The organism is Limnohabitans sp. MORI2 (assembly GCF_027925025.1).
Taxonomy (GTDB): Bacteria; Pseudomonadota; Gammaproteobacteria; order Burkholderiales; family Burkholderiaceae_C; genus Limnohabitans.
In genome coordinates this window covers 768513-790794 of sequence record NZ_AP027058.1, presented here as the reverse complement: position 1 = coordinate 790794, position 22282 = coordinate 768513, and the positions used below count along the sequence as shown (strand labels likewise).

General features: G+C 58.1%; 20 protein-coding genes. 7 read left to right on the top strand and 13 right to left on the bottom strand.

What is annotated here, in order from left to right; translation table 11 throughout:
• The gene (locus QMG27_RS03985) at positions 1 to 516 is read left to right on the top strand and encodes a hypothetical protein (RefSeq protein ID WP_281813435.1); all 516 of its coding nucleotides are present in this window, start codon (positions 1 to 3) and stop codon (positions 514 to 516) included.
• A 69-nt stretch (positions 517 to 585) separates the two neighbouring features.
• Here QMG27_RS03985 and QMG27_RS03980 read toward each other — a convergent pair whose 3' ends face one another.
• The 4 genes from QMG27_RS03980 to QMG27_RS03965 form a co-directional block, all read right to left on the bottom strand.
• Complete coding sequence (locus QMG27_RS03980; protein ID WP_281813434.1) at positions 586 to 1665, bottom strand: TRAP transporter substrate-binding protein; 1080 nt, start codon at positions 1663 to 1665, stop codon at positions 586 to 588.
• Between the two features lie 177 nt (positions 1666 to 1842).
• A complete protein-coding gene (gene dxs, locus QMG27_RS03975; RefSeq protein ID WP_281813433.1) occupies positions 1843 to 3696 on the bottom strand; it encodes a 1-deoxy-D-xylulose-5-phosphate synthase in 1854 nt (617 codons plus the stop codon).
• A 6-nt stretch (positions 3697 to 3702) separates the two neighbouring features.
• A complete protein-coding gene (locus QMG27_RS03970; protein ID WP_281813432.1) occupies positions 3703 to 4611 on the bottom strand; it encodes a polyprenyl synthetase family protein in 909 nt (302 codons plus the stop codon).
• Positions 4612 to 4619: 8 nt separating this feature from the next.
• Complete coding sequence (locus QMG27_RS03965) at positions 4620 to 4865, bottom strand: exodeoxyribonuclease VII small subunit (RefSeq protein WP_281813431.1); 246 nt, start codon at positions 4863 to 4865, stop codon at positions 4620 to 4622.
• Positions 4866 to 5033: 168 nt separating this feature from the next.
• Between QMG27_RS03965 and QMG27_RS03960 the strand changes: the two genes are divergently transcribed.
• The 3 genes from QMG27_RS03960 to QMG27_RS03950 are packed head-to-tail and all read left to right on the top strand — an operon-like array spanning position 5034 to position 7971.
• Positions 5034 to 6164: an aromatic ring-hydroxylating dioxygenase subunit alpha gene (locus tag QMG27_RS03960; protein ID WP_281813430.1), complete on the top strand. Its 1131-nt coding sequence runs from the start codon at positions 5034 to 5036 to the stop codon at positions 6162 to 6164.
• Positions 6165 to 6172: 8 nt separating this feature from the next.
• Entirely contained in the window at positions 6173 to 7069 is an 897-nt protein-coding gene (locus QMG27_RS03955) for a DMT family transporter (protein ID WP_281813429.1), read from the top strand.
• 44 nt (positions 7070 to 7113) lie between these two features.
• Positions 7114 to 7971, top strand: a complete 858-nt coding sequence (locus tag QMG27_RS03950; protein ID WP_281813428.1) for a sulfurtransferase — start codon at positions 7114 to 7116, stop codon at positions 7969 to 7971.
• 13 nt (positions 7972 to 7984) lie between these two features.
• Here the strand turns inward: QMG27_RS03950 and QMG27_RS03945 are convergent, their stop codons facing one another.
• The 9 genes from QMG27_RS03945 to QMG27_RS03905 all read right to left on the bottom strand — a co-directional run bounded on the left by QMG27_RS03945 (position 7985) and on the right by QMG27_RS03905 (position 18374).
• Positions 7985 to 8848, bottom strand: a complete 864-nt coding sequence (locus QMG27_RS03945) for a ZIP family metal transporter (RefSeq protein WP_281813427.1) — start codon at positions 8846 to 8848, stop codon at positions 7985 to 7987.
• Positions 8849 to 8871: 23 nt separating this feature from the next.
• Positions 8872 to 10074, bottom strand: a complete 1203-nt coding sequence (gene pcaF / locus QMG27_RS03940) for a 3-oxoadipyl-CoA thiolase (protein ID WP_281813426.1) — start codon at positions 10072 to 10074, stop codon at positions 8872 to 8874.
• 35 nt (positions 10075 to 10109) lie between these two features.
• Positions 10110 to 10544, bottom strand: a complete 435-nt coding sequence (locus QMG27_RS03935) for a MaoC family dehydratase (RefSeq protein WP_281813425.1) — start codon at positions 10542 to 10544, stop codon at positions 10110 to 10112.
• A gap of 9 nt (positions 10545 to 10553) precedes the next feature.
• The gene (locus QMG27_RS03930) at positions 10554 to 12056 is read right to left on the bottom strand and encodes a 3-hydroxyacyl-CoA dehydrogenase (protein ID WP_281813424.1); all 1503 of its coding nucleotides are present in this window, start codon (positions 12054 to 12056) and stop codon (positions 10554 to 10556) included.
• A 10-nt stretch (positions 12057 to 12066) separates the two neighbouring features.
• Positions 12067 to 12864: an enoyl-CoA hydratase-related protein gene (locus QMG27_RS03925; protein ID WP_281813423.1), complete on the bottom strand. Its 798-nt coding sequence runs from the start codon at positions 12862 to 12864 to the stop codon at positions 12067 to 12069.
• The gene (gene boxA, locus QMG27_RS03920) at positions 12864 to 14141 is read right to left on the bottom strand and encodes a benzoyl-CoA 2,3-epoxidase subunit BoxA (RefSeq protein WP_281813422.1); all 1278 of its coding nucleotides are present in this window, start codon (positions 14139 to 14141) and stop codon (positions 12864 to 12866) included. Before boxA ends, QMG27_RS03925 begins: the two co-directional genes overlap by 1 nt.
• Before the next feature lie 22 nt (positions 14142 to 14163).
• Positions 14164 to 15591, bottom strand: coding sequence for a benzoyl-CoA 2,3-epoxidase subunit BoxB (gene boxB / locus QMG27_RS03915; RefSeq protein ID WP_281813421.1), 1428 nt, complete (start codon positions 15589 to 15591; stop codon positions 14164 to 14166).
• Positions 15592 to 15677: 86 nt separating this feature from the next.
• Positions 15678 to 17345: a 2,3-epoxybenzoyl-CoA dihydrolase gene (boxC, locus tag QMG27_RS03910; protein WP_281813420.1), complete on the bottom strand. Its 1668-nt coding sequence runs from the start codon at positions 17343 to 17345 to the stop codon at positions 15678 to 15680.
• 129 nt (positions 17346 to 17474) lie between these two features.
• A complete protein-coding gene (locus QMG27_RS03905; protein ID WP_281814513.1) occupies positions 17475 to 18374 on the bottom strand; it encodes a helix-turn-helix transcriptional regulator in 900 nt (299 codons plus the stop codon).
• A 98-nt stretch (positions 18375 to 18472) separates the two neighbouring features.
• On the opposite strand from QMG27_RS03905, the gene QMG27_RS03900 reads away from it, so the two are divergent.
• The 3 genes from QMG27_RS03900 to QMG27_RS03890 all read left to right on the top strand — a co-directional run bounded on the left by QMG27_RS03900 (position 18473) and on the right by QMG27_RS03890 (position 22273).
• Positions 18473 to 18982: a DUF4863 family protein gene (locus tag QMG27_RS03900; protein WP_281813419.1), complete on the top strand. Its 510-nt coding sequence runs from the start codon at positions 18473 to 18475 to the stop codon at positions 18980 to 18982.
• 27 nt (positions 18983 to 19009) lie between these two features.
• A complete protein-coding gene (locus tag QMG27_RS03895; RefSeq protein WP_281813418.1) occupies positions 19010 to 20572 on the top strand; it encodes a 3,4-dehydroadipyl-CoA semialdehyde dehydrogenase in 1563 nt (520 codons plus the stop codon).
• A gap of 117 nt (positions 20573 to 20689) precedes the next feature.
• Entirely contained in the window at positions 20690 to 22273 is a 1584-nt protein-coding gene (locus tag QMG27_RS03890; protein WP_281813417.1) for a benzoate-CoA ligase family protein, read from the top strand.
• Positions 22274 to 22282 lie beyond the last annotated feature (9 nt).

Here is a 22282-nt window from a genome sequence, read left to right as displayed (position 1 = left end):
ATGTCCTCTCTTGAACCAACTCCCCCCTCAGCTCTAGGCCCCACGCCTTTTGTCTTTCATCCCTCTGCCGATGGTGGCATTGAGGGCCCTGCTTTCTCGCGCTGGTTTCAAGCCATCACTTGGACGACCTTGGTCGGTTCTGGTTATTGGTTGTTCACTTTGTGGCAACAGGGCAAGTTTGGAGGTGACACCGGCCTCAACGGTTTGCGCAATGCAGGCTGGTTCGTCTTGGGATGGGCCCTGCTGGCGTGGACCACATGGCATGTGATGCACAGCCGCGCACGCTTAGATGCCAAAGGCATTCACCAAACTTGGATATGGGACAAGCACATGGCCTACGACGAGTTGGCCTATGCCAAACTCATTCGCGTTCGTGGCCTGGAATGGTTCATGGCACCTCGCTTTTACGTACGTACACTGATGGGTAAGTTTGCTGTGTTTTACGTGAGCAGCCCCCACGTGCAAGCGGAATGCATGCGGTTAAGTACCGAGCTAGCCGCATTTCGCGAGTTGTAAAACTCAAGTTTGAAAGCCATAAAAAAACCGCGCCGAGGCGCGGTTTTTTTGTTCTTGCAAAAAGCCAGCTTACAGCTTTTGTTTTTGCATGAATTGGTCGAACTTCGCTTCGGTGAACTGGAACCACAGGTTCGAGTCTGCACGGAACTTAGAGTAGTCAGCATAGACTTTCTTGAAGTTGGGGTTCTTTTCAGAAACTTCGTTGTAGAAAGCCATGGCTTCTTTGAACGCCAATGCCATCACGTCTTTGGGGAACTCGCGCAGCTTGGTACCAGAGCCCACCAACTGCTTCAAAGCGGCGGGGTTGCGTGCATCGTACTTAGCTTGCATGTCAGAGTGCGCTTGTGCAGCTGCAGCTTCGACAATCGCTTTGTTCTCAGGAGACAGCGCAGCAAATGCTTTGTCGTTGATGAAGAAGTCGAGCTGAGGACCACCTTCCCAGAAACCTGGGTAGTAGTAGAAGGGCGCCACTTTGCTGAAGCCCAATTTCAAATCGTCATATGGACCCACCCACTCAGCTGAATCGATCGTGCCTTTTTCCAAAGCTGGGTAAATGTCACCGCCAGGAATGTTTTGAGGGATGACGCCCATGCGCTCGAGCACTTTGCCAGCAAAGCCACCCACGCGGAACTTCAAACCTTTCAAGTCATTCACAGACTTGATTTCTTTACGGAACCAGCCACCCATTTGAGCGCCTGTGTTACCGCCTGGGAAGCTGATCATGTTGTACTTGGCGTAGAACTCGCGCATCAGCTTCAAGCCATTGCCTTCGTACATCCATGCTGTCATTTGACGGCTGTTCAAACCGAAAGGAATGGCGCAACCCAAAGCAAAGGTTTCGTCCTTACCGAAGAAGTAGTAAGGGGCTGTGTGGCACATTTCCACAGAGCCTTGTTGCACACCGTCGACCACGCCGAACGCAGGCATGATTTCGCCAGCTGCGTGCACCGAGATTTCAAATTTACCACCCGACATGGCTTTGACAGCCTTGGCGAAAACATCGGCTGCACCGTGGATGGTGTCGAGCGACTTAGGAAAGCTCGAGGCCAAGCGCCAACGAATCGCTGCTTGTGCATGCACTGCGGGGGCTGCACCGGCAGCCAAGATACCTGCAATACCTGCGTTTTTAATGACGGAACGACGGTCCATATGAGACTCCCATAAGTTGTTGATACAAATCGCATTGAATGTCACATTTGTGGCGCAACACCCACCAGCGATGGGGCATTGTATGCAGTTGGAAATGCGATTAGATGCGCGGGTTTACCCCCGAAGCATTCGGGTTTCAAAAATCTTCAGAGGGGTTGAAATTACTTCAATGAGAAGTTAATTCAAAAGCGTTGCAAAACGCTTTTGAATGGACGCTTGAATGCCTGCAGCATCGAGTCCCAATTCGGCCAAAAGTTTGGCTGGGTCGCCATGCTCGGTGAACACATCGCTAATACCCAATACCAACACAGGTTTGGGTTGTTGCAGGTCTTGCAAAGCCTCCAACACAGCAGAGCCAGCACCGCCCATGACGGCGCCCTCTTCCACCGTGACCAAGGCGTCATGCGTGGCAGCGATTTGCGCCAGCAACACCGTATCCAACGGCTTGGCCCAGCGCATATTCACCACAGTGGCATTGAGCGCCTCACCTGCTTGCAGCGCGGGATACAACAGCGTGCCAAACGCGAGGATGGCAATGCGTTGGCCCTCGCGGCGTACCTCGCCTTTGCCAAATGGCAAAGCATTCAAGCCAGGCTGCACAGGCACACCCGCACCAGCGCCGCGTGGGTAGCGCACTGCCACGCAGTGGTCTTGTTGGTAAGCGGTAGTCAGCAACTGGCGGCATTCGTTTTCGTCGGCAGGGCAAGCCACGCTGACATTAGGGATGCAGCGCATGAACGGAATGTCATACAAACCCGCGTGCGTCGCGCCATCCGCGCCCACAATGCCTGCGCGATCCAGCGCCAACACCATGGGTAACTTTTGCAGCGCTACATCGTGAATGACTTGGTCGTAGGCACGTTGCAAAAAGGTGGAGTAAATCGCCACCACGGGCTTGACGCCTTCACAGGCCAAGCCAGCGGCAAACGTCACGGCGTGTTGCTCGGCAATACCCACATCGTGATAGCGCTCAGGAAAGCGACGATGGAACTCCACCATCCCCGAGCCCTCGCGCATGGCGGGCGTAATCCCCACGAGCAATGGGTCGTGCTCGGCCATGTCACACAGCCAATCACCGAACACTTGGGTGAAGGTGGTTTTGCCTGCAGCAGCAGGCTGCAAACCCACCGCAGGGTCAAACTTGCCTGGGCCGTGGTAGGCCACAGGGTCGGCTTCGGCGAGCTTGTAGCCTTGGCCTTTTTTAGTGACCACATGCAAGAACTGCGGGCCTTCCAAGTGCTTGATGTTTTCCAGCGTGGGAATGAGCGACTCAAGGTCGTGCCCATCAATCGGGCCGATGTAGTTGAAGCCAAATTTTTCAAACAAAGTCGCAGGCACCACCATGCCTTTGGCGTGTTCTTCAAAACGCTTGGCCAGTTCAAACAAAGGCGGCGCTCCTTTGAGCACTTGCTTGCCCACCTCTTTGGCAGCTGAGTAAAACTTGCCGCTCATGAGCTGCGCCAAGTAGCGATTCAGCGCACCGACGGGTGGGCTGATCGACATGTCGTTGTCATTCAAAATGACCAACAGCTTGGAGGTGGACACACCACCGTTGTTGAGTGCTTCGAAGGCCATGCCCGCGGTCATCGCGCCGTCGCCAATCACGGCAATCGCATGGCGTTGTTCACCCTTTTGCTGAGCGGCAATCGCCATACCCAAGGCGGCAGAAATACTGGTGGACGAGTGAGCCGTACCGAAGGCGTCGTACTCGCTTTCGTCCCGGCGCGGAAAACCGCTCAGGCCATGGCGTTGGCGCAGCGTGCCCATTTGGTCACGGCGGCCCGTCAAAATTTTGTGTGGGTAGGTTTGGTGACCCACGTCCCACACGATGCGGTCGTGCGGCGTGTTGAACACGTAGTGCAGTGCCACAGTCAACTCGACTGTGCCGAGGTTGGAGCTCAAGTGCCCGCCTGTTTTGGCCACGCTGTGCAGCAAATAAGAACGCAACTCATCGGCCAACGCAGGCAATTGGTGGCGCGGCACAGCACGCAGATCGGCGGGCGAATTGATGGTTTGCAACAAATTAGGCATGTGTGTTCACGTGTTTCTGTTCACCACACGCTCAGCTAATGCGGCCAGCGCGTGGGTGTGCGTCAAGCCCGTGCTGTGCAAGGCATCCAGCGCCTCGCGCAACAATGACTGCGCATATGACTTCGCCTCTTCCAAACCCAGCAACGACACGTAAGTGGGTTTGTCATTCGCGGCGTCTTTACCCGCGGTTTTACCAAGCGTGGCTGAATCGGCGATGACATCCAAAATATCGTCCACCACCTGAAAAGCCAAGCCCAAGGCCTGACCATAACGCTTCAAACCATTCATAGCTTGTGGTGTGGTCTCTCCACAGGCTGCGCCCATCATCACACTGCCTTCTAACAGCGCCCCTGTTTTGAGGCGATGCATCTGGCGCAATTGGTCTTCGGTCAACGCCACACCCACGCTGGCTAAGTCAATCGCTTGGCCACCAGCCATACCGGCGTGACCAGCTGAGGTGGCAAGCAAACGGCACAAACGGGCTTGCACGTCAGTGGGAATGGCCGAATCATCGGGCGTGAGGAATTCAAAGGCCAAGGCCTGCAATGCATCGCCCGCCAACAAAGCTTGGGCTTCGCCAAACTGCACATGCACGGTGGGCTTGCCACGACGCAACACATCGTTGTCCATGCACGGCATGTCATCGTGCACGAGTGAATAAGCATGTATCAGCTCAACGGCACATGCGGCACGCAAAGCGGCTTCATCCAGTGTCGCGTCTTTTTTGCCGTGGGCCACCGCCTCACGCGCAGCCAACACCAACAACGGGCGCAAACGCTTGCCACCATCCAGCACGGCATAACGCATGGCCTCGCCCAAGCCTGCAGGGGCTTGCGGGTTGATCCAGCTCGACAAAGCGTCTTCGACGACAGCCAGCCAATGGTTGCTCCACTGGTCGAGTTCGGCAGGGGTCATGGCTTTGCTCACGTGGGTGTCCAAGCTTTCAAAGCGCCGTTGTCCAGAACTTTGATTTGCTGCTCTACGGCATCCAACTGCGCACGGCAGTAACCCAAAAGTTCAGCACCCCGTTGATAACCCGACAACAAATCGGACAAAGGCAACTGGCCCGATTCCATTTGTTGCACCAAGCCTTCTAGCTCTTTCAAAGCAGCCTCATAGCTGACGGGCGCAGTGTCTGCGCCGCTTGGGGTGGTTTTGGCCTTGGGCATGGTGAGCGAATATCCGTTTTGAGATGGGTCAAATAGCCCACCATTTTAGGCCGCATGCGGGGCAAAGTTAGCCCCCTTGGGTACAATGGGCATCCTTCAATCGACCTTCGGGCCGATTTATTTTTGTCCACTTACCTCCCTGTGGGGAGTCTTTAGGTCAGGTCACCCATGTCTGATTTAAGTCTTCAACTGCAGCAGGCGCACAGCCAACTACCAGTTACCAGTTACTTTGACGAGGCGCTTTTTCAGCGCGAACTGGAGACCATCTTTCAGCAAGGGCCCCGTTATGTGGGCCACCAACTTGCCGTGCCCAACGTGGGCGACTACTACGCTTTGCCCCAGGAAAGCGAAGGGCGTGCGCTCGTACGCACGGCCAAAGGTGTTGAGCTGGTCTCGAATGTGTGCCGCCACCGCCAAGCGGTGATGCTCAAAGGCCGTGGCAATTTACAAACCCAAGCCCCTGGCTCTGCGGGCGGCAACATCGTCTGCCCACTGCACCGCTGGACTTATTCACCCTCGGGCGAATTGTTGGGCGCTCCCCACTTTGCAAACGACCCCTGCCTGAATCTCAACAACTACAAGTTGCGTGAGTGGAATGGCATGCTGTTTGAAGACAACGGCCGCGACATCTTGGCCGACCTCGCGGGCATGGGCCCCGCCAAAGAGTTGAACTTTGACGGCTATGCCCTCGACCACGTCGAGCTGCACACCTGCAACTACAACTGGAAGACCTTCATCGAGGTCTACCTCGAGGACTACCACGTCGGCCCCTTCCACCCAGGCCTTGGCAACTTCGTGACCTGTGACGACTTGCAATGGGAATTCAAGCCCGAATACTCGGTACAAACCGTGGGCGTGGCCAACACCTTTGGCAAGCCTGGCTCAGATGTTTATAAAAAGTGGCATGACGTGCTGCTGAACTACCGCAACGGCGCATTGCCCGAACGCGGTGCGATTTGGCTCACCTACTACCCACACATCATGGTGGAGTGGTACCCGCATGTGTTGACGGTGTCCACTTTGCACCCTATCAGCGTGGATAAAACGTTGAACAAGGTGGAGTTCTATTACCCCGAAGAAATCGTCGCCTTCGAGCGTGAATTCGTTGAAGCCCAACGTGCGGCCTATATGGAAACCTGCATCGAAGACGACGAAATCGCTGAGCGCATGGACGCAGGCCGCAAGGCTTTGATGGATCGTGGTGACAACGAAGTCGGCCCCTACCAAAGCCCCATGGAAGACGGCATGCAGCACTTCCACGAGTGGTATCGCGGCAAGCTCAACTTCACGCAAAGCTAACCCCCTCAATGCAAGCCTTGTGGATGCTGCTCGGCGCAGCCTTCTTTGCCACCATGGGGGTTTGCGTCAAATATGGCTCCGCCCACTTCAACTCGGCAGAACTCGTGTTCTACCGAGGCGTGGTGGGTTTTATTTTTTTAGCGGTCATTGCACGACAGCAAAACATTTCACTGCGCACCCAATACGTGGGCATGCATGTGTGGCGCTCCATCATTGGCGTGTCGTCGTTGAGCGCGTGGTTTTACGCCATCTCAAAACTACCCTTGGCCACAGCCATGACGCTCAATTACATGAGCAGCGTTTGGATTGCCGCCTTCATCGTGGGTGGCTCACTCATCAACTGGAAACCTAACGAAGGACAAAGCCCTTGGTCTCAAGGGCCTCTTGCACTCACCGTGATGGCTGGTTTTGCAGGTGTGATCATGGTGCTGCGCCCCACCATGGCACAAGACCAAATCTATGCGGGCCTCATTGGCCTCATGTCTGGTTTTTGCGCCGCCTTTGCCTACATGCAAGTCACAGCCTTAGGCCGAATGGGCGAGCCTGAAACACGCACTGTGTTTTACTTTGCCATTGGCACCATCGTGGCGGGCTTGGCAGGCATGGTTTTCATGGGCGTCTCCACTTGGGAATGGGAACACGCGGTGTGGCTTATTCCTGTGGGCATTTTTGCGTCACTTGGTCAGCTGTGCATGACCCGCGCCTACAGCCACGGCGCGACACTGGTGGTGGCTAACTTGCAATACTCGGGCATTGTGTTTGCCGCGTTGTACAGCTTGCTGCTGTTCGGTGATGACATCCCTCTGATCGGATGGGCGGGCATGGCCCTCATCACCGTGAGCGGCATGGCCGCCACATTGCTGCGTGCACGTGCCGCACCACAAGCACCTGCTGAAGAACACTGACAACATCGCCACTGTGAAGCTTTGACAGCTCAAAGGAAACCACCATGTACACCACGCTCATCTCGGCAGCACAACTCCAAACCCTTCAAACCAACGGCACGCCTTTAGCCGTGTTTGACTGCACCTTTGATTTGATGAATCCAGCCGCTGGCCATGCAGCTTTTGTGGAGCAACACATCGCAGGTGCGCAACACGCTGACTTGGACGAGCACCTCGCCACCCACGATCCCGCCTTGCGCGTCAACGGTGGCCGCCACCCTCTGCCTCAGCGCGATGTGTTTGCCGCGTGGTTGCAAAGTGTGGGCGTGAACACCGACACCCAAGTGGTGGTGTACGACCGCAACGGCATGAACTACTGCGGCCGCTTGTGGTGGATGCTCAAGTGGTGCGGCCACGACGCCGTGGCCGTGCTCGATGGCGGCTTGCAAGCGTGGGTGGCTGCGGACGGCGCGGTGGCGTCGGGTGAGGCCACTGAAAACACACATGGCAACTTTGCACTGCGCGAACCATTGGTCAAATTGGTGGATACCGCTACCGTGGCCGCGCATTTGAATGACAGCCAACAAACCATCATCGACGCACGCGGTGCACCCCGCTATCGTGGTGAGGTCGAGCCACTCGACCCCGTGGCCGGCCACATCCCAGGTGCCTTGAACCGCCCATTCAATACCAACTTGAACGAGCAAGGCTTCTTCAAAAGCGCGGACGAACTGCGCGCTGAATTTGCAGCGCTGCTGGGCAATGCAAAGGCTGACACGGTGGTGCACCACTGCGGCAGCGGTGTGAGCGCCGTACCCAATGTGTTGGCCATGGAAGTCGCGGGCCTAGGTCGCACCGCGCTGTATGCAGGCAGTTGGAGCGAGTGGTGCAACACCCCCGGCCTGCCCTGCGAAAAATCTTGAAAACCTTAGCGGCTCAGTGCTGAGCCAACTCGCCTAACAACGCCACCAGCACAATGCCCGCCAACAGCCACGACACTTGCGCCGTGGTCTCGCGTGGGCTCAGGCGTCTTTGCAGTTGGGGAATCAAGTCGGCCAAGGCCACATAAATAAAACTGCTGGCCGCCACCACCAAAAATAGTGGCAAGTAGCCGTGAAACGCGCCCACCAGCCCATAGCCCACCACACCGCCTACGGCCGTCACAGCACCGGCCATCGACAAGCGCAGCAAAGCGCCCTTGGGTTGACTCAGGGTTTGGCGCAGCACCACCAAGTCGCCAATGTGGTGCGGCACTTCGTGCGTCATCACCGCCAAGGCGGTGGCCACACCCAAGCGCCAATCGGCCACAAAAGCGGCCGCGATCAAAATGCCATCGCCAAATGCGTGCACGCTGTCGCCCAACAACACAGCCCAACCGCCACCGCCGTGCGCACCGTGAGCGCCATGCGCGCCGTGGTGATGGCAGTGCGAAACATGTACGTGTGCGTGGTCATGTGAATGCGTGTGTGCATGCCCATGCGAGGCATCGCTCAACTCGTCGTGCAAGTGCCCATGCTCATGCCCGTGGTGCCACAGCTCGGCTTTATCGAGCAAAAAGAAAAACACCAAGCCCACCAGCAACACCGCAAACAACAGCTGGGCCGATAGGCCCGCCTCGGCGGCATGTTCAAACGCCTCTGGCAATAAACGTGTGAAGGCAGTCGCCAGCAAAGCGCCAGCGGCCAAGCTCAAAAGATGTTGGGTAAAACGTGAGAGCAGCGCATACGCCAGCAAGGCCGCCAGCCACACACTGCCCATGCCGGCCACCAGCGTGCCGACCACAATCAAAAGCAAAGTCATGCGGGCATTATCCCGCCTTGGCGTCACACACGCTCAATGATGAGCGCAATGCCCTGCCCCACACCAATACACATGGTGCACAGCGCGTAGCGGCCACCGGTGCTGTGCAAGCGATTGAGCGCCGTGGTGACCAAGCGCGCGCCAGACGCACCCAGCGGATGCCCCAACGCAATCGCACCGCCCCACGCGTTCACGCGGGCGTCATCGTCTTTGAGGCCCAACATGCGCAACACCGCCAAGCCTTGGGCGGCAAAGGCTTCGTTGAGTTCAATCACATCGATTTGATCGAGTGTCAGCCCTGTTTGGGCCAGCACTTTTTCGGTCGCAGGCGCTGGGCCAATGCCCATCACGCGTGGAGCCACACCTGCCGTGGCCATGCCCACCACGCGGGCTTTGGGAGTGAGGCCGTATTGCTTGACGCTCGCCTCGTTGGCCAGCAACAAAGCACACGCGCCATCGTTCACACCGCTGGCGTTACCCGCCGTCACGCTGCCGTCAGGGCGCACCACGCCTTTGAGTTTGGCCAGTGCTTCCAAGCTAGTGTCGCGTGGGTGTTCGTCTTGGCTCACCACCACGGCATCGCCTTTTTTCTGGGGGATGGTGACGGGGCAAATTTCTCGGGCAAAGTGACCGGCTTGAATCGCGGCCAAGGCATTGCGCTGACTGCGCACAGCCATCTGGTCTTGTGCTTCGCGTTCAATCTTGTAGTCGACCGCCACGTTCTCTGCGGTCTCGGGCATGCTGTCCACGCCGTATTGGGCTTTCATGAGCTTGTTCACAAAGCGCCAGCCAATGGTGGTGTCGTACACCGCGTTGTTGCGGCTGAAAGCGCTCTCAGCTTTGGGCATGACAAACGGGGCGCGGCTCATGCTCTCCACGCCACCAGCAATCATCAACGAAGCCTCCCCCGCTTTGATGGCGCGTGCTGCCGTGCCCACCGCGTCCAAACCCGAGCCACACAAGCGGTTGATGGTGCCGCCCGGGACTTCCATGGGCAGGCCTGCCAGCAACGCAGCCATGCGAGCCACGTTGCGGTTGTCTTCACCCGCTTGGTTGGCGCAGCCATACAACACATCGGTCACTTGCGACCAGTCCACCGTGGGGTTGCGTTCCATCAAGGCTTTGATGGGCAAGGCCGCCAAATCGTCCGCGCGCACGCTGCTGAGTGCGCCGCCGTAGCGACCAAAAGGAGTTCGGATGGCATCGCAAATGTAGGCTTGGGTCATGGCGGTGAGCGTCTCGAGCGACGGTGTGAATAGGTTTAGAAAAGTTTGAACAAGCTGGTGGCTTCGAGGTCGAGCACCTCGATGTCGTGGGCGTTGTGCAGTTGCCAGCGCCAACGCAAGATGCCAAGGCTAGGGTTGCTTTGCGAAATGCGTGAGTCCAACACCGTCAAGCGCAAACGCAGCACATCGCCAGGGCGCACGGGGTGCAGCCACTTGATGTACGACAAGCCCGGTGAGGCATACGATTCAGAGCCCGCCAAAAACGCATCGGTGGCCAAGCGCATGGCAATGCCACAGGTGTGCCAACCGCTGGCAATCAAGCCCTCAAACGGGCCGCGCGCGGCAGCTTCAGGGTCGGTGTGAAACCACTGTGGGTCCCACTGCTTGGCAAAGTCCAAGACCTCAGCCTCAGTCACAGCATAAGGGCCAGCGTGCAGCACTTGACCCACTTGGTACTCTGCAAATTTCACAGGCAACTCCTACGCAAGCGCACCGCGTTGCAACCAAGGACTCACGCGGTAGCGCTCGCCTTTGTAGCAAGCATCCAAAGCTCGCAACACAGACACCACGCGAGCGTGGCCCATACGGTCCAACCAATCAAACGGGCCAGCGGGGTAGTTCACGCCCAGCTTCATCGCCGCATTGGCGCCCTCGGTGGTGCACACGCCTTGTTGCACAGCGTCGGCCGCTTCGTTGACCAACATGGCCAAGGTCCGTGCCACCACCAAGCCCGGCGCATCGGCCACGGGCACGGGGGCAAAGCCTAAGGCTTGCAACACGGCAGCGGCCAGCTCGGGCACATCGGCACGGCCCACGCAAGCAAAGGCCAAAACCCCACCTGCCACGGTGGGCAACTCGTCAAACACCACCACGTCTTTCAGTGCCGCGTCTTGCGCCACTTGCCAAGCGGGTCGGCCATCGGTTTGGCGCAACTGCAAACCTGCCACTTCCACGCCCACCCAGTCGCTGCTGGGTGCACGTGAGGCGGGCTTGCCACCCAAGTGTTGGCTCACGGCTGCGGCCAAGGCATCGGCGGTGGTGCCACTGCCATGCACCACCCATTGGGTTTGTGCGGGCAAGGCCCCCACATTCGCCGCAGGCAAGGCAGGTGCACCTTCGGGGTAGCTGTAAAAGCCTCGGCCACTCTTGCGGCCGAGCAAACCACCGTCTACCAACTCGCGCTGTACCAAGCTCGGTGTGAAACGGCGGTCAAAAAAATTGGCTTCAAACACGGACTGCGTGACCGAGAAATTGGTGTCGTGCCCAATCAAGTCCATCAACTCGCACGGCCCCATGCGAAAGCCTGCTGCACGCAACAGCGCATCGAGTTGGGCGGGTTGCGCCGCTTGCTCCTGCAGCAACGCCAGCGTTTCTGCGTAATAAGGACGCGCAATGCGGTTGACGATGAAGCCTGGCGTGGAACGCGCATACACCGCTGTTTTGCCCCAAGCGCCAGCCAAATCAAAAATAGCTTGTGCCACATGGGCATCGGTTTGCAAACCCGACACCACCTCGACCAATTTCATCAAAGGCACGGGGTTGAAAAAGTGCATGCCCACCAAACGCTGGGGATGCTTCAAACCGTTGGCGATGGCGGTGACCGAAATCGACGAGGTATTGGTGGCCAACACGCATTGCTCGCTCACCAAGCCTTCGAGTTCTTGAAACAAACCGCGCTTGACCGCGAGGTTTTCCACAATCGCTTCGACCACCAAGCTCACATGGGCAGCGTCACTCAGCTGCGCCACGGGCGTGATGCGTGCGAGCAAGGCTTGCACGCTGTCAGCGGTCATCTTGCCTTTGGTCACGAGTGCGGCCAAGCTGTCGGCGAGTTTTTGTTTGGCTTGTGGCACAGCCTCGGCACGGGTGTCGTACACCAACACCGCATGGCCTGCTTGTGCAGCCACCTGGGCAATGCCCATGCCCATGATGCCTGCGCCCACCACCAACACGGGGGCTTGGTTCAATTTGAGTGTGCTCATTGCGAAATGCTTATTGGGGAATCCAACGTGCTGGGCGTTTGCCCAAGAACGCGGCAAAGCCTTCACGCGCCTCGTCGGTGCCACGCACACGGGCGATGGTGCTGGCGGTGAGTTCGCGCACCTGCTCGGTCACTGGGGCCACGCTGAGCTGGTCCATGAGTTGTTTGATTTCAATTTGCGCTTGTGGCCCACCGGCCACCAGCTCGGCCACCACGCGGTCTACCTCGGCATCCAAGGTGTCGAGCGTCGTCACGCGTTGCACCATGCCCATGCTCAACGCCGTGGCGGCATCGATGCGTGTGGTGGTGAGGGCCAAATAACGCGCATTGCGTTTGCCCACCGCGTTCACCACATAAGGGCCGATGACGGCGGGCAAGATGCCAAACTTGGCTTCGCTCACAGCAAAGCCAGCGTTGTCAGCCACCACCGCCATATCGCAGGCGCAAGTCAGTCCCACACCACCGCCCAAAGCTGCACCTTGCACACGGGCCACTGTGGGCTTAGAGCAAGTGGCAATGCGGTGCAACATGCCCGCAAAGCGGCGCGCATCGGCGGTATTCCATTCAACGCTCGCCTCGCTGGCGCGTTGCATCCATTGCAAATCGGCGCCTGCGCTGAAGTGTTTGCCCTCACCGGCCAACACAATCACGCGCACGCTGTCGTCTTGGCTGAGTTGCGTGAAAGCGGCGTCGAGCTCGCCAATCATGACCTCGTCAAAGGCGTTGAACACTTGAGGGCGCGACATGGTGATTTGCGCCACGCCCGCCGCACGCTGGCTGAGGACCAAGGTTTGAAACACTTGGCTCATCAATAGGTCTCCAAGTGCAAGCGACCTTCTTGTTTGAGCGACTGGCCCACGGTGTCCCAGTTCAGACCCGCTTGGGTAGCCACGTCACGCAAGGCCAACACCACGCCTTCTTCCATGCTCTTCAAGCCACACACATAAAAATAGGTGTTCGGGTCTTTGAGCAGTGCGGCGATGTCGGCACTGCGATCACGCAAGGCGTCTTGCACATAACGCTTGGGCTTACCAGCCTCACGCGAGAACGTGAATTCGATGTCAATGAAATCTTTGGGCAATTTGTTGAGTGGCCCGAAATAAGGCAACTCAGCCGGTGTGCGCGCACCGAAGAACAGCATGAGTTTGCCGCCTTCAAACTTGCCGCTTTGACGCAAGCGACGACGCCACTCGGTCATGGCGCGCATGGGCGCGCTACCGGTGCCAGTGCAAATCATCACGATGTTGGACTTGGGATGGTTGGGCATCAAGAAGCTGCTGCCAAACGGACCAATCACTTGCACGGTGTCGCCGGTTTTCAAATCGCAGAGGTAGTTCGATGCCACGCCTTTGACGGGCTTGCCATCGTGGTCCTCCACCACACGCTTGACGGTGATGGACAGGTTGTTATAGCCTGGGCGCTCGCCGTTGCGAGGGCTGGCGATGGAGTACTGACGTGCGTGGTGCGCCTTGCCTTTGTCATCGGTGCCCGGGGGCACGATGCCAATGGACTGGCCTTCCAACACAGGAAACGGCATGTTGCCAAAGTCCAGCACGATGTGGTGGGTTTCGTTGGCAGTGCCGGCTTCGTTGACTTGCACATTGCCCACCACCGTCGCCGTGGTCGGCGCTTTGGGGCCATGCAAGTTGGTATAGGGGTGTGCTGCCGACCAAGGGGGCACCGTGGCGCCATAGGCAGCCGAGTTGAATGCCGCGCCCTCGCCTGCGGACGACTCCGCCGACGCGCTAGACGCAGACGTGGCCGCCACCGCAGGGGCAGAACCTGCCTCTGCGCCCAAGGCCGACAACTCGCTGTCAGACATGGCCACAGGCAACTCATCCCAGCCCAACTGCTCGTCCACCGAGTAAGCGGCTGACTTGGGGCGCATGCGCCAGTTGTCAATCGAACCCGTGGGGCACGGTGGCACGCAAGCCATGCAGAAATTGCACTTATCGGCAATCACCACATAGTTGCGGCTGTCGTGCGTGATTGCACCCACCGGACAGGTGGCCTCGCATGTGTTGCACCGGATACAAATTTCCGGATCGATCAAATGCTGGTTAAACAGTTCGGCAGGTGCATTCATGGCAATTTTCGCTTAAAGGCGATCAGTTGAAACGGACGTAATCAAAGTCAACAGGTTGACGGTTGATACCCATGACAGGAGGTGCGATCCAGTTGGCAAACTTGCCTGGCTCGACGCAACGCCCCATCAGGCTGGCCACATAGGCGCGGTCTTCGTTCGAGGGCAACCACTCGCCCACTTTGGCGTTCCACTCTGCATCGCTTACCACGCGGCCTTCCGGTGTGATTTTGGCACCAGACAATGTGCCGATGTTTCGGTGGAAAGCCTTATGCGGTGCAGTCAGTTTGAACTGGATGCCAGCTTTCTCGATCACACGGTTCCAACGCTCAATGCCGCCTTTGGAGTCGGTGATGTAGTCGTCGCGCAGCACTTCGTTCAAAGCGTTGAGCATCGGCACTTCTTTCTCGACCAGCTTGCCATCTTCCACGGCCAAGATCTTGTAGCTGTTGCCCTTGAGCACGTGGTCGTCGGTGCGCTTACCTTCTTCGTAACGGCCCTTCAAGCCAGAGCTGTAGAAGGTAGCGGCGTTGGAAGACTGATCAGCACCGAACAAGTCGATAGTCACCGAGAAGTGGAAGTTGATGTAACGCTGGATGGTGGGCAAATCAATCACGCCAGCAGCGCGCAATTTAGCCACGTCATCGGTCTTGAGTTCGTTCATCACATCCACGGTGCGTTGGATGGTGCGGCTCACGCCAGACTCGCCCACAAACATGTGGTGCGCTTCTTCGGTCAACATGAACTTGGTGGTGCGCGCCAAGGGGTCAAACGCAGACTCGGCCAAGGCGCACAACTGGAACTTGCCATCACGGTCGGTGAAGTACGTGAACATGAAGAAGCTCAACCAGTCAGGTGTCTTCTCATTGAACGCTTGCAAGATACGTGGGTTGTCGGCGTTGCCGCTGTTGCGCTCCAACAAGCCTTCGGCTTCTTCACGGCCATCTTTGCCGAAGTATTTGTGCAGCAAGTACACCATCGCCCACAGGTGACGGCCTTCTTCCACGTTCACTTGGAACAGGTTGCGCAAGTCGTATTGGCTAGGGGCTGTGAGGCCCAAGTGGCGTTGCTGCTCGACCGATGCTGGCTCGGTGTCGCCTTGCGTCACGATGATGCGGCGCAGGTTGGCGCGGTGTTCGCCAGGCACGTCTTGCCAAGCGGCTTCGCCCATGTGATCACCAAAGTGAATCTTGCGGTCTTGTTCGGCTGGGTTTAAGAAGATGCCCCAACGGTAGTCAGGCATCTTCACGTGGCCGAACTGGGCCCAGCCTTGTGGGTCCACGCTCACGGCAGTGCGCAGGTACACATCGAAGTTTTGCGAGCCATCTGGACCCATGTCTTGCCACCATTGCAAGTAGTTGGGTTGCCAGTGTTCGAGCGCGCGCTGCAAAGTGCGGTCTTCGCTCAGGTTGACGTTGTTAGGAATTTTTTCGCTGTAGTTGATACCGGACATGGAAGTCTCCAAATAGAAGGAACGGTGGGGTCACATTTCGGTTGCAGCCAGCACCACCGGGAAGCCAGCTGCACAACGCAAGAACATCAAACGCGGTTCAGATCAAAGGCTGCTTTTTCGCCTTTGCCGTACACCTTGAGGGCACCCTTTTCTCCAACAGCGTTGGGGCGGTTAAAGATCCAGTTTTGCCAAGCTGACAGGCGGCCAAAGATGCGTGTTTCCATGCTTTCTTTTTGTGCAAAACGCAAGTTGGCTTCCAAGCCTGTGAGGCTGTCAGGCGACATCGCAGCACGCTCTTCCACGGCCAAACGAATTTCATCGGCCCAGTCGATGTCGTCAGGGGCTGCGGTGACCAAGCCCAAAGCCAACGCTTGCTTGGCATCCAAAGCTTTGCCCACGGCGGCGCGTGCAGCTTCCATGGGGCCCACTTCTTCGTAGAAGCGGCGTTGCAAACGTGATTGGTGGTTCACCATGGGGAAGTAACCAAAGTTCATCTCGCTCAGGGTGAGGTGTGGGCTCTTCTCAGGTGTGTCTGGCAAGTCGAGCATGTAAGCGCGGTCCGCTGCAAAAGCCAACTCAGCCAAGGTGCCAGCGAAGCAAGAACCTTCTTCGATCAAAGCAAACAGGGAACGTGAAGACACATCCACGCGAGCCAAGGTGCGACGCAACAAACCGATGGTTTCATTCACAAACCAGTGGTCTTGGTGCTGAGCCAACACGGCATCACTTTGCAAAGCCAACTTGGCATCGCCCGCCGTTTTGAGCAACCAAGTGCCAATGTCGAGTTCGTTGGTGCGCAAGTTGAGGATGGCGTCATCCAACTCGCGAGCCATTTGCAAGGGGTACCAGCTGGCACCAGCGGCCACAATCGCGTCCACGCTGTCTTGCACAGGGGCTTTGGGCGCATGCACGGTCAACGTGGCGGTGCGCTTGGCGCGGTCGATGCTGACTTGCACGTATTCATAAGACATGCTGTCGGCAGTTTCAGTGCGTTGCACAGGTGTCAAGGTCACGCCTTTGCCTGCGGCAGCGGCGCCGGGACGCTTGCAGTTGGCAGCGGTGTGGCTGGCACGTGCTTGAACAGCCGCCGCAAATTGTGCGGGCTTGGCAATCTCGTCTACCAAGCGCCAATCCACTGCCTTTTGGCCACGCACACCTTCCACGCTGGTACAGAAAATATCGGCATGGTCGTGGCGCACTTTGCGCTTGTCGGTCACGCGGGTCAAACCACCCGTACCTGGCAACACGCCGAGCAATGGCACTTCGGGCAACGACACAGCCGAAGAACGGTCATCCACCAACACGATTTCGTCGCAAGCCAAAGCCAATTCGTAGCCGCCGCCTGCGCATGCGCCGTTGACCGCAGCCACAAACTTCATGCCGCTATGACGGCTGGTGTCTTCCAAGCCATTGCGGGTTTCATTGGTGAACTTACAGAAGTTCACTTTCCAAGCATGGGTCGACACGCCCAACATAAAGATGTTGGCGCCTGAGCAGAAGATGCGGTCTTTCAAGCTGGTGACCACCACACTCTTGACTTCGGGATGCTCAAAGCGAATGCGGTTGACCGCGTCGTGCAATTCGATGTCCACACCGAGGTCATAGCTGTTGAGCTTGAGCTTGTAGCCAGGGCGAATGCCACCGTCTTCGTTGATGTTGAGTTGCAAGGTGGCGACTTCGCCGTCGTACTTGACGGACCAGTGCTTGTACTGGCTGGGCTCGATGCGGTAATCGACGCGGTTAGATTGGCTCATGTGTCTGTCTCCAAGTGAAAGAGGGCAAAGTTGCCGGTGAATTCGGAGAGGTATCTCAACCCCATGACTGCAGTATATTGCACATCACATGCAGAAAAGTGCATTTTCTTTCAAATTCAGGGAAAACACTTAGCTAGGCAGCTTGAGCACCTCACGCATTCGCGCCCTCAGCGCCAGAAACGTCTCTTCCTCTGGCTGTGCGCTGGTGTCAAACGTCATATCGGCTTTGGCGTAAAACGGAGCACGGCCCTCCAGAATCATTTTCAAATCGTCAATGGCCTCGGCGCTGCCCGCCATCGGGCGCATATCGCCTTGCGCGGCCACACGTGCCAAGTGATCTTCAGGTTTGGCTTGTAGCCACACGGTGTAGCAGTGCGACAGCATCTCGTTCAAGGTGGCCGAATCTGACACCAAGCCACCGGGCGTGGCAATCACCACCTCGGGGTAAATTTGAATGGCCTCTTCCAGGGCGCGGCGCTCGTAGCGGCGGTAGGCGTTGGTGCCGTACAGGTTGTGAATTTCGCTGATGCTGCAACCGGCAAACTTTTCAATCTCGCGGCTGAGTTCAATGAAGGCATAGCCCAAGTCTTTGGCCAAGCGCTGACCCAAGGTGGTTTTACCCGCACCGCGCAGGCCAATGAGGGCAATGCGGTTGGTGCGCTCTGCCTCGTGGGTGGAGCCAAAGAGATCGGCAATTTGCTCTCGCACGCGACGCAGGTCAGCCTCGCTGCGGGTACTGAGCATTTCGCGCAGCAGCAGCCACTCGGGCGAGGCAGTAGTCACGTCGCCCAAGAGCTCGGCCAAGGTGCATTGCAGCGCACCTGCCACTTGCAGCAACACCAAGATGGAGGCATTGCCCTCGCCGTATTCCAAGTTAGCCAAGTGGCGCTCGGACACATCGGCGGCCATCGCCACCGCCTTGCGCGTGAGACCTCGGCGCGCGCGCAGGGCTCGCACGCGCTCGCCCAGTGCGGTCAGGAATGGATTCTTCGCTTCTGCCACTTCAGCCATTGCTTGCCTTTGTTTTATCTTGCCTAGGATTAACCCTAAACATGCAATATATTGCTAGACGTGCGCTTTAACGCATGTTAGTCTTCGTGCAAGCATAATAATTCATGTTGACACCCATGACAACCCAGAACACCCCTCGCACACCCCCTGCTGAGATTGATCAAGCTCAAACTCGCTTCAAAAATCGCTTGGCAGCCGTGACGTCACAGATTCACAACCGCCCTTTGAACAGCGCCTTGGATGAGTGGCTCAACACCCACATCGGTGCCGACACCCCCGCTTACCGCGAACTCAAACAATCATGCGAAGAGGGTGTGGCCCAAGGCTGGCTGTGCGAACGCGAGCACGGCGGCATTCGCTATGGTCGCATTTTCAAAGCCTCAGAGGAACTGCACGGTTTCTCGGTCGATGTGGTGGACATGAACAACATCGCCGGCCCACACCATGTGCACCCGCAAGGCGAGGTGGACCTCATCATGCCCATCGAAGGCGATGCCTTGTTTGATGGCCGCCCCGCCGGTTGGTACGTGTGCCCACCCGGCAGCGCGCATCGCCCCACCGTCAGCCAAGGCCGCGCCTTGGTGCTGTACCTTTTGCCCAACGGCGAAATTGAATTCACCAAATAAAAACACTCGATTTCTAGAAAGCTCCGAATGACCGAACTTCTCTCTAACTACGTCAGCGGCCAATGGGTCAGCGGCAAAGGTGCAGGCACCGCCTTGCACGACCCCGTGCTGGGTACCGAGCTGGTGCGTGTGGACGCCTCTGGCCTTGACTTGGCTGCCGCGTTTGCCTTTGCCCGCCACCAAGGCGGCAACGCCTTGCGCGCCCTCACCTACGCACAACGCGCCGCCATGCTGGGCGCAGCCGCCAAAGTGCTGCAAGCCAACCGCGATGCGTACTACGACATCTCCACCGCCAACAGCGGCACCGTGAAAAACGACACCGCGGTCGATGTGGACGGTGGCATTTACACCTTGGGCACTTACGCCAAGATGGGCGAGAGCTTGGGCGATGTGCACTTCATGCACGACGGCGAGCCCGCACGTTTGGCCAAAGACCCGCTGTTTCAATCACAACACGTGCTCACGCCCACACGCGGCGTAGCCTTGTTCATCAACGCATTCAACTTCCCCTCGTGGGGTTTGTGGGAAAAGGCAGCACCTGCGCTGTTGTCGGGTGTGCCCGTCATCGTCAAGCCCGCCACCACCACCGCATGGCTGACCCAACGCATGGTCAAAGACGTGGTCGATGCGGGCATCTTCCCCGCAGGCGCGATCTCGGTGATTTGCGGCAGCTCTGCAGGTTTGATGGACCAACTCGAACCGTTTGACGTGGTGTCGTTCACCGGCTCGGCCGATACAGCAGCCATCATCCGTTCACACCCCGCTGTGACGAAAAAATCAGTGCGCGTGAACATCGAAGCCGACAGCGTCAACTCTGCACTGTTGATGCCCGGTGAGGCCGTGGGCAGCGAAGCCATTGATTTGTTGGTGAAAGAAGTCGCCCGCGAAATGACCGTCAAGTCCGGCCAAAAGTGCACCGCCATTCGTCGCGTGCTCGTGCCCGAAGCTTTGTATGACACCGTGGCCCAAGCCATCAGTGCACGCTTGGCCAAAACCACCGTGGGCAACCCACGTGTTGATACCGTGCGCATGGGCGCGGTGGTCAACCGCGAACAGTTCAATGCCGTGCGCGATGGCTTGGCCTATTTGAAAGCCCAAGCCACCGTGCTGCACGACGGCAGCACCCACGCCTTGGTGGATGCAGATGCAGCCGTCGCTTGCTGCGTTGGCCCCACCCTTTTGGGCACCGGCAACGCCGCAGGCAGCGATGCCGCAGACCGCATTCACGACACCGAGGTGTTTGGCCCCGTGGCCACCTTGGTGCCCTACCGTGGGCACAACTTGGACCATGCGCTGCAACTCATCCGTCGCGGTCAAGGCTCGCTCGTCGCATCGGTGTACGGCAGCGACCACGCCGCCTTGGCCCAAGCCATGCCCGAGCTGACCGACAGCCATGGCCGTGTCCACGTCATCTCGCCCGATGTGGGCGCCATGCACACCGGCCACGGCAACGTGATGCCGCAATCCCTCCACGGCGGCCCTGGCCGCGCCGGAGGCGGCGAAGAGCTAGGCGGCTTGAGGGCTCTGAACTTCTACCACCGCCGAGCGGCCATCCAAGCCAGCACCGCCGTCTTGAACTCACTGAAATAAAACACCACAAGACGGTACGAGGAGACAAAAAATGCCCCCACGCTCATCATTTCATGTATTCGCTGCCCCCCGAGGGGGCTTGACCTCCTTTGAGGCGGCTCTGCAGGAGGTCAGCAAATGACAAACACAACAACCACCGTAGCAGCACCAGCCGACCAATTCAACTTCGCGCAATGGTTGCTCGAACGCAATGCAGGCCACCCTGAACGCCCTGCGTTCATCGACGACCACGGCACGCTCACCTACGGCGAACTGTCTCAGCGCGTACGCAGCTTGGCCGCGGGTTTGCGTAGCTTGGGCATTCGCCGCGAAGAGCGCGTGCTCTTGCTCATGCAAGACTGCAACGATTGGCCTGTGAGCTTTTTGGGCGCCATGTACGCGGGTCTTGTGCCCGTGGCCGTGAACACCTTGCTCACGCCCGACGACTACGCCTACATGCTCGAACACTCGCGCGCGCAAGCGGTATTGGTGTCGGGGGCGTTACTGCCAACACTCACCGCGGCCATGATCAAGTCGGACCACGAAGTGAGCAAAGTCATCGTCTCCAAACCGGCAGCACCCCTGCACCCTGCTGAGGTGGAGCTGGAGTCCTTCCTGCAGTCACAACCTGCATTGACCAAAGCAGCTGCCACCAACGCCGACGACCCCGGTTTCTGGCTGTATTCGTCCGGCTCCACCGGTCGTCCCAAGGGCACCGTGCACTCGCACGCCAACCCTTACTGGACCTCCATGCTTTACGGCAAAGATGTGCTCAAACTCACCGAACATGATGTGTGTTTTTCAGCCGCCAAACTGTTCTTTGCTTATGGCTTGGGCAACGGCTTGACCTTCCCAATGACGGTGGGCGCATGCGCCATCCTCATGGCCGAACGCCCCACGCCTGACGCCACGTTCAAGCGCATGACCGGTGGCGTGGGCGGTGCCAAGCCCACAGTGTTCTTTGGCGCGCCCACGGGCTTTGCCGGCATGTTGGCCCACCCCAATCTGCCCAAGAAATCCGACGTGGCCATGCGCTTGGTGTCCTCCGCAGGCGAGGCATTGCCCGCCGAATTGGGCGAGCGTTTCACCGAGCACTTTGGCGTGCACATCGTCGACGGCATTGGCTCCACCGAAATGCTGCACATCTTTTTGTCCAACAAGCCCGACGATGTCCGCTACGGCACCACCGGCTGGCCCGTGCCCGGCTACGAGATTGAGCTGCGCGGCGACGATGGCAATGCCGTGCCCGACGGCGAGCCCGGCGACCTCTACATCAAAGGCCCTTCTGCGGCCCTCATGTACTGGGGCAACCGCGAGAAAAGCCGCGAAACTTTCCAAGGCGGATGGACCAAGAGCGGCGACAAATACGTGCGCAACGCCGATGGCACCTACACCTACGGCGGGCGCAGCGACGACATGCTCAAAGTCAGCGGCATTTATGTCAGCCCCTTTGAAGTCGAAGCCACGCTCATTCAACACACGGGCGTTTTGGAAGCTGCCGTCATTGGCGTGGTCGATGCTGAAGGGCTGACCAAAACCAAAGCCTTTGTGGTGCGCAAAGAAGGCTCCAAGGTTGGCGAAGACGAGTTGAAAGCCTTTGTGAAAGACAAGCTCGCTCCGTACAAATACCCACGCGCCATCGAGTTTGTGAGCGAGTTACCCAAAACCGCCACCGGCAAGATTCAGCGCTTCAAGCTGCGCGCCCAAGAAGCCCAAGGCTAAAAGCACACG